The organism is Campylobacter concisus, assembly GCF_002913865.1.
Classification (GTDB): domain Bacteria; phylum Campylobacterota; class Campylobacteria; order Campylobacterales; family Campylobacteraceae; genus Campylobacter_A; species Campylobacter_A concisus_AM.
This window is the reverse complement of record NZ_POYX01000109.1, coordinates 25,773-36,726: the sequence shown is the minus strand read 5'-3', so window position 1 is coordinate 36,726 and position 10,954 is coordinate 25,773. Positions and strand designations below refer to the sequence as shown.

Below are 10,954 nucleotides of genomic sequence, written 5' to 3'. Positions count from 1 at the left end.
TAATATTACTTTAAAATACCAGCTCAATTTAAATCATAAAAAGGAAAAAACATGTGCATAAGTGCAAGAAATCAATTAAACGTTGAAATTTCAGAAGTAAGAACAGGTGCGGTAAATTCGCTAATAGCTGGTAAAATCGCAGGTGGTGAGGTACTAAAAGCAACTATTACGGTTGATAGCGAGAAAGCTCTTGATCTTAAAGTTGGCAAAAAAGCTATATTTTTATTCAAGGCTTCAAGCGTTATCGTTTCAAAAGATGACAGCATAAAACTTAGCGCAACAAACCAAATCAAAGGCGTTGTTAGCGAGATAAAAGACGGCGCTGTAAATGCTGAGGTTATCATCGACGCAAATGGCAGCAAAATTTCAGCTATCATCACTAGAGAGTCAGTTCAAAATTTAGCTTTAAAAGTAGGCGACAAAGTAACTGCTATCATTAAAGCAACCCAAATAATAGTTGGTGTTAAATAATTTTCGGAGCAAATTTGCTCCGATCTCCCTTTAAACTAATATTTTTTATTAAGCTATAAAAGAAAATCCTCCCAAAAATCTAAAAAAAAATTGATCTATAAAAAATTTAATTCATATTCATTTCTGGCAAATTTTAAAATTTAAATTTCTAAACTTTATGCTAAATTTACTTTAAATGCCTATTTTACGTCAATCCAAAGTCAAATTTGGATAAAAATAGTGTCAATAAATATTACCAAACTACGTCCTATTCGGTATAATCTTTAATAAAATTTAATTTTAAAAATTAAATTGCAAATTTTAATAAATTACCCTATAATGCTTAATAGCAATTATCTTACTTCAAAGGAGAGAGCATGAAAAATTCAGGTTTATCTAGAAGAGATTTTGTCAAATTTAGCGCTATCGGTGCTACGGCACTAGGCGTTGGCGCAACAAATTTAATGGCTAGCGCGATGAACGAAAAAGATGTCAAATGGGACGAGGAGTATGACGTAGTCATCATCGGCTCAGGCTTTGCAGCTCTTGCAGCTGGCGTGACATCAGCCAAAAAAGGCAACAAAGTCGTCTTGATCGAAAAGATGGGCCGCACAGGTGGCAACTCTGTCATCAATGGCGGAATTTTTGCCGTTCCAAACAGCGACATGCAAAAGAAAGCTGGCATCAAAGATAGCACCGAGCTATTTATCAAAGACTGCTTGAAAGCAGGTCGCGGCATCAACCACGTTGATCTTTTGGCAAAGATCGGCGAGAGAGCGCAAGATGCTTACAAACTCACACTTGATTGTGGTGCAAAATATATCGACCAGATCACTCACGCGGGCGGTCACTCAGTGCCAAGAAGCCTTCAAACAGAGGTCGGCAGCGGCGCTGGCATCGTGCTCCCTATGACTGCGACATTTGAAAAGTTAGATGGCGCATCGATCAAAAAAAGGACAAAATTTGATGATTTCGTCTTTGACGACAAGGGCGCAGTTGTGGGCGTCATCGTCAGAGAAAACTACAAATTTGATGGCAATTTGATGAGTGACGATGTCGAAAACAAAGGCGGCGATACAAAATATATAAAAGCTAAAAAAGGCGTAGTACTAGCAGCTGGTGGCTTTTGTAGGGATAAAATTTTTAGACGCCTTCAAGATCCAAGGATCACACCTGAGACAGACTCGACAAACCAACCAGGCTCAACAGCAGGCGCGCTTCTAGCAGCATTTAGAGCTGGTGCTTATCCAGTTCAGCCAAGCTGGATCCAATACGGCCCTTGGGGATGTGCTGATGAGACAGGCTTTGGCGTTGGATCTATGTTTAACGTAAATGGCTCTTTTCCGTTTGGAATTTCAGTCAATCCAAGAACCGGCAAACGCTACATGAATGAGCTTGCAGACCGCAGGACAAGAACTGAAGCGATGTTTAAAGTCATCCACGAAAAGGGCGAAGACGATAAAAACTTTCCTATCAACTTCTGCGACTCAAGAGCCCTTCCTCACATGCTTCCAGCCCACTATGAAAAGGCTATCGCAGCTGGAATTTGCAAGAAATTTGACACACTTGATGCTTTGGCAGCTGAGTATAAGATCCCAGTTGATGAGCTCAAAAAAACAGTCGCAAGATACAACGAATTTGTCAAAAAAGGCGTTGATGAGGACTTTGGCAAACCAGTTGTTGCGACTACGACAAAGGGCATTGATATCTCTGTTCCGCCGTTTTACGCAGAGCGTGGCACGCCAAAAGTTCACCACACAATGGGTGGCCTAAATATCAACACAAAAGCCCAAGTCATGAACTCTCAAACAGCTATGCCTATACCAAATTTATATGCAGCTGGCGAGATCACTGGTGGCGTTCACGGAGCCAGTCGTCTAGGATCAGTAGCTATAACTGATTGTTTGACATTTGGTATGATCGCTGCTGAGACTATAGGCTAAAACTACTAGTGGCAGGCATTTGCTTGCCACTATAAATTTTTAAATCTATAAACCCCGTTTTTTACCCGCTCAAAAATTTTCTTCTCTTCAAGCAGCTTAAACGTGCTTATCACGGTTGGTTTGCTCACATTTAGCTTCTCGCAAATTTCTGAAATTTTAAGCACGATAAAGCCATTTTCATCGCTTAGCTCGCAAAGTAAATTTATGATCTCAACCTTTTTCTCGCCAAGAAGCGCCTTGTAAATTTCTTTTTCTAGCCCCAAATTTTATATCCTATCGACACACACCAAAGCGCGCCACATAAGAAATTTGCGATCATTACAGCAGCACTTCCAGCGTCCTTTGCTGCCTTTGCTAGGGAGTGATAGTCTGGGCTTGCAAGATCAGTCACTCGCTCTAGGCTCGAGTTTAGGCACTCGCAAACTAGCACAAATGCCATGCTAAAGATCAAAAATAGGTTAAAAATAAGGTCAAATTTCCAAAAAAATAGTGAGATCGTAGCTACCAAAAATATATAAATTTCTATGCGAAAGCTCTTTTCATTTTTAAAAATTTCAGCCAAACCCTCTCTTGCGTAGCCAAAATTTTTAAAAAATTTATACTCTGGCTGGTTTCTCATAACTTTCCTTTTTGTGATTTTTGGCATAATTATAATTAAAAAAAGGATGAAATTTGAAACTTATTAGCTGGAATGTAAATGGGCTGCGCGCAGTCGTGGCAAAAGATGGCTTTGGCTGGCTTGATGAGGTTAGGCCTGATTTTTTAGGACTGCAAGAGATCAAGGTCAAAGAAGATGACGTGCCAAAAGAAATTTACAACCTTGGCTTTAAAGATATCAGTGTAAATTCAGGCGCAAGGGCTGGCTACTCTGGTGTGATGAGCCTTGCTAAATTTGACGTGCAAACGCAAAAGGCAGCCTTTTTTGACGACACGGAGGGGCGAGTTTTGGAGCATAGATTTGGCGATATCGTGCTTTTTAACATCTACTTTCCAAACGGCCAAAAGGACGACGAGAGGCTAGCTTACAAGATGGACTTTTACGAGAAATTTCTAGCTTACTGCAAAGAGCTTGTAAAAAGCGGCAAAGAGGTGATATTTTGTGGCGACGTAAATACCGCTCACCGCGAGATCGACCTGAAAAATCCAAAGGCAAACGCCAAAACTTCGGGCTTTTTACCTATCGAGCGCGCGTGGATAGATGAGGTGCTAAAAAGTGGCTTTATAGATACATTTAGAGCCGTAAATGGCGACGTTGCGGACGCTTACTCGTGGTGGAGCTACCGCTTTAACGCAAGGGCGAAAAATGTCGGCTGGAGGATTGATTATTTCTTCATTTCGCAGGGGCTAAAAGATAGGCTAAAAGACGCCTTTATCCTGCCAGAGATCACTGGCAGCGACCACTGCCCAGTTGGTATAGAGATAGAAATTTAGAGCACTCCCTCTTCTAGCAGGTGGGTGATGAGGATTTTAAAGCCTAGAAATATAAGTATCGCTCCGCCTAAAAATAGTGCCTTTTTCTCTAAAATTTCACCCATAAATTTACCGATATAAAAGGCGGCTAGGCTTAGCACAAAGCAGACTACGCCGATGATGAGCGCACTCTCAAATACATTAACCACCTCAAAGCTAAGCGTGACGCCAACGGCAAGTGCGTCGATACTCGTGGCAAATGCGCCTATAAAAATGGTCTTAATATCCATGCCCAAAGAGTCGCTAGCCTCGCTGCTACAGGCCTCTTTTAGCATTTTAAAGCCAAGAAAGCAGAGTATAAAAAAGGCGATAAAGTGATCAATGGAGCTTATAAATTTAGCAAAGCTAATGCCTAGAAAATAGCCAAAAAGCGGCATGAGAAACTGAAAAAAGCCAAGCATGAAGGCTATAAATAAAATTTTGCCAAGGGCAAGACTTTTATACCTTGCGCCGTTTGCCATATTTAGTGCTGCGCTATCCATGCTAAGAGCGAAGCTAAGAAGTAAAAGCTGCATAAATTCCCCTCAAAAAAGGGTGAATTTTAGTGCAAAAATATTAAATTCATTTTAAGCGTTTAGATATTTTTTGTATGATTTTGCTTTAAATTTAAAAAAGGAGAGAAGATGAAAAGATCTCTTGTTATTCTTTGTGGCGCGCTTGCTTTAAATTTACAAGCCGCAAGCATGGATGATATGATAAATAAAGGTGTGAAAATCGCCACTCACGCATCAAGCGGCGACTACAAAAGCATGGTTAGTGAGGCGCTAAATGCGGCTGTTAGTGAGCTTTCAAAAGAGGGCTTTATGAACAACGCCACAGCTAAAATTCCACTCCCAAAAAGCCTTGAGATGGCGTCAAATTTAGCCAAAAAAGTGGGCGGCGAGAAGTGGGCGCAAGACCTTAGTAAGTCGATAAACAACGCTGCGACCACGGCCGTGCCAAAGGCTGCTGAAATTTTTAGCGAGAGCATAAAAAATATGAGCGAAGCAGACGTTAAAAAGCTCTTTAACGGCGGCAGCGACAGCGTTACGAAGTATCTGCAGGAAAGCTCCAGCCAAAAGCTAAAGGCAGCATTTACGCCGATAATTGAGAAAATGATGAGCGATAATGGCTTTGCGACTGCCTATAATGGGCTAAATTCTTTCATCGGCAACTCAGTAAAAAACAACGAAACGATAAAATCAGTAAAGAGCTTAGCTAAAAATTTAGGCGCAAGCGAATATGTGCCAGATGATGGCGAAGACCTAAACGCATATATCACGAGAAAGACGCTAGATGGGCTATTTAACGTGATGAGCGAGAAGGAAAAGGGGCTAAGAAGTGGCTTAAACCTAGATAGTGGCAAAAAGGTGCTAGACTCGATATTTAAATGAGAAATTTAAGCGCTCAAAACAGAGCCGATATCGTTCTTATCGTAGTTTCCATCGTTTGGGGCGCTACATTTTTACCCATGGCAAACGCACTAAAGACAAATGGCGTCTTTGTCATGCTTTTTTGTCGGTTTTTTCTCTCGGCTATCTTTATGGGTTTTGTCGCGCTTAAATTTACTAAGAAATTTGATAAAAAGAGCGTCTTCTACGGCGTTATCCTTGGTGCGGTGCTGTTTTTGTCATTTACAACGCAGACTTACGCCCTAAAGCTCACATTTAGCTCGAGCGTCGCCTTTATCACGGGGCTTGAGTGCGTGATAGTCCCTTTCATGGCGGCGGTGTTTTTTAAAAATAAGATAAGTATTTTTGCAATTTTAGGCGCGATCATCGCTATTTTTGGGCTTTGGCTCTTAAGTGGTGCCACGCTTGCACTTGGGAGCGGCGAGGCACTAGCGCTTATTTGCGCGATATTTTACGCACTTTATACTACGCTAAATGGCCACTTTGTAAGAAAGAGCGAGCTTTATTTGCTTGTCTTTGTGGTCTTTCTCACAAATGCCCTGCTCTCGCTTGTTTTTGCGCTTTTTCAGGGCAGTATCGTGCCAAATTTCGATAGGGAATTTTTCATAGCGATATTTATCACGACTGTGATTGGCACCATTTTTTGCTACTTTGTGCAAACGATCGCTCAAAGATACACGACCGCTAGCAAGGCAGCCTTGTTTTTTTGTTTAGAGCCAGTCTCTGCAGGGCTCATTGGCTACTTTTTTGCTGGCGAGATACTTAGCATCTGGCAAATTTTTGGAGCCATGCTCATCATCTTTGGCGTCATTTTTAGCGAATTTGGCAAGCAAATTTGCTCTAAATTTAAGCCTTAAAAGACAAAAAGCTTCATTTGCGAGTCAATTTTCTCGTCTATAAACTCGCCGTCAAATCTCTCTTTTAACATCGCTAAAACCGCCTTTTCATCGTAGTTTTTAGCACCGTTTATCTCAAGGTGCCAGCAGATATTCTCAGCAGCTTCTTGCACGCTTCGTCTAGCGATCCTAGTTTCGTTTAAAATTTCACTCTTATAGGCAATGCCTTGCTCGTTTAGCCACGCTTCAAGCCTATTTACGACGTTTTTTTGAGAAAGTGTGCGGCCAAATTTTTCAAAAAATGGCTCAAGCAGGTCAGAGCTTCTAGGCTTGTCCCAGCCAAGATAGAGCTTTTGCTTGGCGCAGTTTTGAAATTTAGCAAAATCTTCATCGCTCGCAATGGCTGGGCTCATCGTGCAAATAGCGATATCAAAGTGCCCTTTAGGCTTAAATTCTCTCCACGAGCAAACCTCGCTACTTAAATTTGTCACGCCAAATCTCTTTGCATCTTCGTTTAAAATTTCTATCATCTTTTCAGAGCTATCTATGCCAGTTACGCTTTTGGCGGTTTTGGATAAAAATATGCTCCAAACGCCCGTGCCACAGCCGATATCTAAAATTTCTTTGCCGTTAAAGTCTATCCCCCAAGCCAAGGCTTTGGCAAAAATTTGCTGCTGGATAGCGCTGATCTTGCCGTCAAATCTTTGATAGTTTGACGCCTTTTTATCCCATAAATTTTGCATTTTAGCTCCTCTTTTTGGTTATAATTTTAGCAAAAAAGGTCAAAAATGAGAGATTTTATATATCGCGTCATCATTCCACCACAAGCCATAGATATGCACGGACATATGAATAATGTCTATTATTTCACGCTTATGCAAGAGGCCGCATTTGCCCACTCTGCCGCAGTTGGCGACACGGTCGAGGCGCAGTATAAAAGGGGTGAAATTTGGCTCATTAGAAAAAATGAAGCAAAATATATAAAGAGTGCAAAGCTGATGGATAAGATAGAAATTCACACCTACACGCAGGCCGATGGCAAGGCCACTTCGAGCAGATATTTTGAGTTTAAAAAGGATGGCGAGCTAATAGCAACTGGCAAGACCGAGTTTGTCTATATCGACCTAAAGACAAACCGCCCAAAAGCTATCCCAGCTGAGATCATAGTGCTTTACTCGTGACCACATTCGTCGCAAACGCCCTTTATCACGGCACTTTTTATATTTTTAGCGACGTTTAGGTGGGGCATATCGATATTTGTCACCTTATGACAGACGTCGCAGATAAAGTAGGCTTTGGCTTCGTTTGCTAGCTCGTAGTAGCTCTTGTGGTTGTTTTCGGTTTTTATCACGAGATTTTCTTTTTCGAAAATTTCCATACTTCTATAAAAGGTCGTTTTATTTGCGTTAAGGCTCTCTAAAATTTCATCATAGCTTAGCGGTGCTTTGGCGTTTTGTAAAATTTCAACAAGCTTTATGCGAAGCGTCGTAGCCTTTATGTTGTGCTCTTCTAAGAAATTTCTCGCATTCATCTTTGCCCTTTTTATTTTTCGTATATTAACGCTAAAAGATTTAAACTATATTTAAAAGAAAAGGCTAAATTTAGGCTTTTGCATTTTAAGTTGCAACCAAGTTGCATTTTGCTAAACTTCGCAATTATTTTTTAAAGGAGAGATAATGAGAAAAATTATCGTTTTTTTAGCTGTTTGTGCTTTGTCTCTTTTTGCAAAGCCGGTTGTGACTACTAGCATACTGCCAACGAAATTTTTCGTCGAGCAGATCGCTGGAGATACGCTAAATGTAAATACGATGGTTGGCAAAGGGGCTGATCCACACACTTATGAGCCAAAGCCAAAGCAGATGAAGGAGCTTGAAAAGAGCGAACTTTACTTTGCTATCGGCATCGAGTTTGAAGACGCGTGGCTTGATCGCTTCTCAAAGACATTTAAAAATTTACGCATCGTAAAGACGCAGGAAGGCATCGAAAAGATCGCTATGAGCGAGGAGCATGAACATCATGAGCACCATGAGCACAAGCACGAGGGCGAGCATAAACATGAGCACCATGACCATGAGGGAGAGCATGAGCACCATCACCACCATGACGGCCTTGATCCGCACATCTGGCTTGACCCTATCTTGGTAAAAACTCAAGCTGATAACATCGCAAAGGCGCTAATAGAGAAATTCCCGCAAAATGCAAAGCTTTATGAGGAGAATTTGGCTAAATTTAAAGCTAGCCTTGACGAGCTTGATGGCTTTATCAAAAATGAGCTAAAAGATGTCAAAACTCGCGAATTTATCGTATATCACCCATCTTGGGGCTACTTTGCAAAGCGCTATGATTTAGAGCAAATTGCCATTGAAATAGAGGGCAAAGAGCCAAAGCCAGCTGAGCTAAAAGAGCTTATAGAAGAGGCCAAAGAGCACGGCGTAAAGGTCATTTTCGTAGCTCCACAGTTTCCAACAAAAGCTGCAAATTTGATCGCAAAAGAGACTGGCTCAAAGGTCGTCATGATAGACCAACTGCCTGAAAACTGGCTAGCCGAGATGAAAAAAACGGCTGAAATTTTCGCTAAAAGTCTATAAAAATGTTAGCACGCCTGATCGTCATTTGCATACTAGCCATAAATGCCTTCGGGTGTGCTCTATGCTCGCTTTACAGCCCAACAGCTCACGTTAGCGCGAAATTTGTCGCACACGAAAATAACATCACGCAAATAGCTTTTACTTGGACCTTTTCGCAAAATTTCTCAGATCTTATGAAGCAAAATTTTGACCTCAATCAAGATGAAAAGATAGATGAAAAAGAGCTTAGAAAGATCCGCTTAAATTTGCTAGACTACCTCGTGCCAAGGCACTATTTGACGCAGATTGAGTATTATTACAAGGACGAAAACGCCACTAAAATCGAGCTAAATTTAAATGAGTATAAGCTCTACTTTGACGAGGGCAGGCTTAAATTTGATGTGAGTTTTAAGACAAATTTAGTGGTCGCTGACGGTCTTGTCGTGTCGGTTGATATGGAGGATAAAGAGGGCTATTTTAACTTCAAATTTACGCAAAATAACGCATTTTTGGTGGGTGAAAGCTTCTGGGCGATACCAAATTCAAACTCAAATTTGATATTTTTTACATTTTCAAGCAAAGAAGCGGCCAAAGCTCACAACGAAAAGCCAGCGCTTAAAGAGCTGCTAAAAGAGCCAGTAGCAGGCGTGAGCGATGAGAATTTAAGCCAGATAGATAAGATTGATGAGGCTAAATTTGACATCGTCTCAAAAACTAGCCTAAGCTTGCTTGATAGGCTAAAGCAAATTTTAAGAAGCGTGAATTACAAAAGTCCGCTTGCGTTGCTATTTTTAGCTCTTATATCCTTTGGCTATGGCTTCTTGCACGCTGCTGGCGCAGGTCATGGCAAGGTGCTAACAAGCTCATATTTTGCCGCAACTGGTGGTAGCTACAAAAGGGCGTTTTTATTTGCGTTAAAGATCGGCTTTTTGCATGTTGTGGGCGCATTTGTCTTTGTCTTTGCTAGCTTTTTGTTGCTACGAGAGGTGAGTAACGACCTTACAAAGGACACAGCTAGCATAACGACCGCGTTTTCTGGAGTTGTGATATTTTTTGTAGCGATATTTATGCTCGTTAAAAAGATCAAATTTTATCTCTCAAACAAAAATGAGACTAAATTTTATATTTTTAGATCAAATCTAAGTCAAAATTTGAGTAAAAATACAAAATTTAAAAGTGAATGCGGTTGTCAAATTTGCTCCACTAAAAAGCCAAAAAGCAAAGAAGAGTGGCTAGTAGCGGCAGCTGCGGCTCTTGTGCCCTGTCCTGGCACGATACTTGTATTTGTGCTGGCAAATGAGATAGGCAGCTACTTTGCAGGCGTTATAAGTGGCCTGTTTATGGCGTTTGGCATGAGTGTGGTGATATTTGTAGCGGCAGTTTTTGGCTCAAAGATCAGCACGAACATTAAGCTAAAAAAGTTTAAAATCTACGCAGAATTTGCAGCTCTTGGCATCATGCTTTGGCTTGGACTTTTCATTTTTGTAACGACATTTACGCAAAAGAGTCTGTTTTGAAAGATATTATAAAAATTAGAAATTTAAACTTTAGCTACGATAAACAAGTCGTTTTAGAGGGTATTAACTTAGACTATAGTAGCGACGAGTTTTTAGCGATAATTGGTCCAAATGGTGGGGGCAAAAGTACGCTTTTAAAGCTCATTTTGGGTCTGCTTAAGCCTCAAAGTGGCGAGATCAAGCTCTTTAGTAAAGAGCCAAGCGATGTAAGTAAATTTATAGGCTACGTGCCGCAAAATTTCCTCTCAAATCAAAGCTTTCCGATGATGGTTTTAGAAGTCGTCTTAATGGGGCTAATCGATAAAAAAATCTTTGGTTTTTACTCAAAAGATGAAAAAGCTCTAGCGCTAAGTGCCCTTGAAAAGGTCGGCATGAGCGAGTTTGCAAACGCGAGGATCGGCGAGCTAAGTGGCGGTCAAAGGCAGCGCGTCTATATCGCTAGAGCGCTTTGTGCAAATGCAAAAGTGCTCATCCTAGACGAGCCAACAGCCAGCATCGACACAAAAGGGCAGGCTGAAATTTATGAAATTTTAAAGGGCATAAATGCAAATGGCGTTGGCGTGGTTTTAGTTAGTCACGACCTAAATATCGTGCTAAATTACGCTACAAAGATCGCTTACGTGAGTAAAAATTTACACATTCATAAAACGCATGAAAACCTTGCTAAGAGGGAATTTATCGAGCATCTAGCTAGAACGCATAGCCATTTTTGTGATGTTGAGATCGCACTTGGCGAGTGTGGTTGCGAAAAAACAAAGAGCAATGTTTTTAAATTTTAAA

General features: G+C 40.9%; 14 protein-coding genes. 9 read left to right on the top strand and 5 right to left on the bottom strand.

Annotated features, from left to right (window positions below):
* Positions 1–51: 51 nt before the first annotated feature.
* Complete coding sequence (locus tag CYP77_RS07300; RefSeq protein ID WP_103566926.1) at positions 52–471, top strand: TOBE domain-containing protein; 420 nt, start codon at positions 52–54, stop codon at positions 469–471.
* A gap of 356 nt (positions 472–827) precedes the next feature.
* Entirely contained in the window at positions 828–2,393 is a 1,566-nt protein-coding gene (locus CYP77_RS07295) for a flavocytochrome c (protein WP_103567889.1), read from the top strand.
* A gap of 29 nt (positions 2,394–2,422) precedes the next feature.
* Here CYP77_RS07295 and CYP77_RS07290 read toward each other — a convergent pair whose 3' ends face one another.
* Together CYP77_RS07290 and CYP77_RS07285 are read right to left on the bottom strand one after the other, a co-directional pair.
* The gene (locus tag CYP77_RS07290; protein WP_103567888.1) at positions 2,423–2,656 is read right to left on the bottom strand and encodes a winged helix-turn-helix domain-containing protein; all 234 of its coding nucleotides are present in this window, start codon (positions 2,654–2,656) and stop codon (positions 2,423–2,425) included.
* Complete coding sequence (locus tag CYP77_RS07285) at positions 2,647–3,012, bottom strand: diacylglycerol kinase (protein ID WP_103567887.1); 366 nt, start codon at positions 3,010–3,012, stop codon at positions 2,647–2,649. The genes CYP77_RS07290 and CYP77_RS07285 overlap by 10 nt, the downstream gene beginning before the upstream one ends.
* Before the next feature lie 53 nt (positions 3,013–3,065).
* On the opposite strand from CYP77_RS07285, the gene CYP77_RS07280 reads away from it, so the two are divergent.
* Entirely contained in the window at positions 3,066–3,824 is a 759-nt protein-coding gene (locus tag CYP77_RS07280) for an exodeoxyribonuclease III (RefSeq protein WP_103567886.1), read from the top strand.
* Here the strand turns inward: CYP77_RS07280 and CYP77_RS07275 are convergent.
* Positions 3,821–4,378 (bottom strand): manganese efflux pump MntP family protein, encoded by a 558-nt coding sequence (locus CYP77_RS07275; RefSeq protein ID WP_103567885.1) that lies wholly within the window; start codon positions 4,376–4,378, stop codon positions 3,821–3,823. The two genes, CYP77_RS07280 and CYP77_RS07275, sit on opposite strands and share 4 nt — an antisense overlap.
* A gap of 108 nt (positions 4,379–4,486) precedes the next feature.
* Between CYP77_RS07275 and CYP77_RS07270 the strand changes: the two genes are divergently transcribed.
* Both CYP77_RS07270 and CYP77_RS07265 read left to right on the top strand, forming a co-directional pair.
* Complete coding sequence (locus tag CYP77_RS07270) at positions 4,487–5,236, top strand: DUF4197 domain-containing protein (protein WP_103567884.1); 750 nt, start codon at positions 4,487–4,489, stop codon at positions 5,234–5,236.
* Positions 5,233–6,111: a DMT family transporter gene (locus CYP77_RS07265; protein WP_103567883.1), complete on the top strand. Its 879-nt coding sequence runs from the start codon at positions 5,233–5,235 to the stop codon at positions 6,109–6,111. The genes CYP77_RS07270 and CYP77_RS07265 overlap by 4 nt, the downstream gene beginning before the upstream one ends.
* Here the strand turns inward: CYP77_RS07265 and CYP77_RS07260 are convergent.
* Positions 6,108–6,833 (bottom strand): class I SAM-dependent methyltransferase, encoded by a 726-nt coding sequence (locus CYP77_RS07260; protein WP_103567882.1) that lies wholly within the window; start codon positions 6,831–6,833, stop codon positions 6,108–6,110. The genes CYP77_RS07265 and CYP77_RS07260 overlap by 4 nt on opposite strands.
* A 45-nt stretch (positions 6,834–6,878) precedes the next feature.
* Here CYP77_RS07260 and CYP77_RS07255 point away from each other — a divergent pair, with 45 nt between their 5' ends.
* Complete coding sequence (locus tag CYP77_RS07255; protein ID WP_103567881.1) at positions 6,879–7,271, top strand: acyl-CoA thioesterase; 393 nt, start codon at positions 6,879–6,881, stop codon at positions 7,269–7,271.
* On the opposite strand, the gene CYP77_RS07250 is transcribed toward CYP77_RS07255, so the two are convergent.
* Complete coding sequence (locus tag CYP77_RS07250; RefSeq protein WP_103567880.1) at positions 7,262–7,621, bottom strand: Fur family transcriptional regulator; 360 nt, start codon at positions 7,619–7,621, stop codon at positions 7,262–7,264. The genes CYP77_RS07255 and CYP77_RS07250 overlap by 10 nt on opposite strands.
* A 145-nt stretch (positions 7,622–7,766) precedes the next feature.
* Here CYP77_RS07250 and CYP77_RS07245 point away from each other — a divergent pair, with 145 nt between their 5' ends.
* The 3 genes from CYP77_RS07245 to CYP77_RS07235 are packed head-to-tail and all read left to right on the top strand — an operon-like array spanning position 7,767 to position 10,953.
* Entirely contained in the window at positions 7,767–8,678 is a 912-nt protein-coding gene (locus CYP77_RS07245; RefSeq protein WP_103567879.1) for a metal ABC transporter solute-binding protein, Zn/Mn family, read from the top strand.
* A 2-nt stretch (positions 8,679–8,680) separates the two neighbouring features.
* Positions 8,681–10,174 (top strand): nickel/cobalt transporter, encoded by a 1,494-nt coding sequence (locus CYP77_RS07240; protein ID WP_103567878.1) that lies wholly within the window; start codon positions 8,681–8,683, stop codon positions 10,172–10,174.
* Complete coding sequence (locus CYP77_RS07235) at positions 10,171–10,953, top strand: metal ABC transporter ATP-binding protein (protein ID WP_103567877.1); 783 nt, start codon at positions 10,171–10,173, stop codon at positions 10,951–10,953. Before CYP77_RS07240 ends, CYP77_RS07235 begins: the two co-directional genes overlap by 4 nt.
* The last annotated feature ends 1 nt before the right edge of the window (position 10,954 follow it).

Coding starts and splice junctions, on each gene's coding strand:
- CYP77_RS07300 (WP_103566926.1), top strand. CDS start 52: ATGTGCATAAGTGCAAGAAATCAATTAAACGTTGAAATTTCAGAAGTA.
- CYP77_RS07295 (WP_103567889.1), top strand. CDS start 828: ATGAAAAATTCAGGTTTATCTAGAAGAGATTTTGTCAAATTTAGCGCT.
- CYP77_RS07285 (WP_103567887.1), bottom strand. CDS start 3,012: ATGAGAAACCAGCCAGAGTATAAATTTTTTAAAAATTTTGGCTACGCA.
- CYP77_RS07275 (WP_103567885.1), bottom strand. CDS start 4,378: ATGCAGCTTTTACTTCTTAGCTTCGCTCTTAGCATGGATAGCGCAGCA.
- CYP77_RS07270 (WP_103567884.1), top strand. CDS start 4,487: ATGAAAAGATCTCTTGTTATTCTTTGTGGCGCGCTTGCTTTAAATTTA.
- CYP77_RS07265 (WP_103567883.1), top strand. CDS start 5,233: ATGAGAAATTTAAGCGCTCAAAACAGAGCCGATATCGTTCTTATCGTA.
- CYP77_RS07260 (WP_103567882.1), bottom strand. CDS start 6,833: ATGCAAAATTTATGGGATAAAAAGGCGTCAAACTATCAAAGATTTGAC.
- CYP77_RS07255 (WP_103567881.1), top strand. CDS start 6,879: ATGAGAGATTTTATATATCGCGTCATCATTCCACCACAAGCCATAGAT.
- CYP77_RS07250 (WP_103567880.1), bottom strand. CDS start 7,621: ATGAATGCGAGAAATTTCTTAGAAGAGCACAACATAAAGGCTACGACG.
- CYP77_RS07245 (WP_103567879.1), top strand. CDS start 7,767: ATGAGAAAAATTATCGTTTTTTTAGCTGTTTGTGCTTTGTCTCTTTTT.
- CYP77_RS07240 (WP_103567878.1), top strand. CDS start 8,681: ATGTTAGCACGCCTGATCGTCATTTGCATACTAGCCATAAATGCCTTC.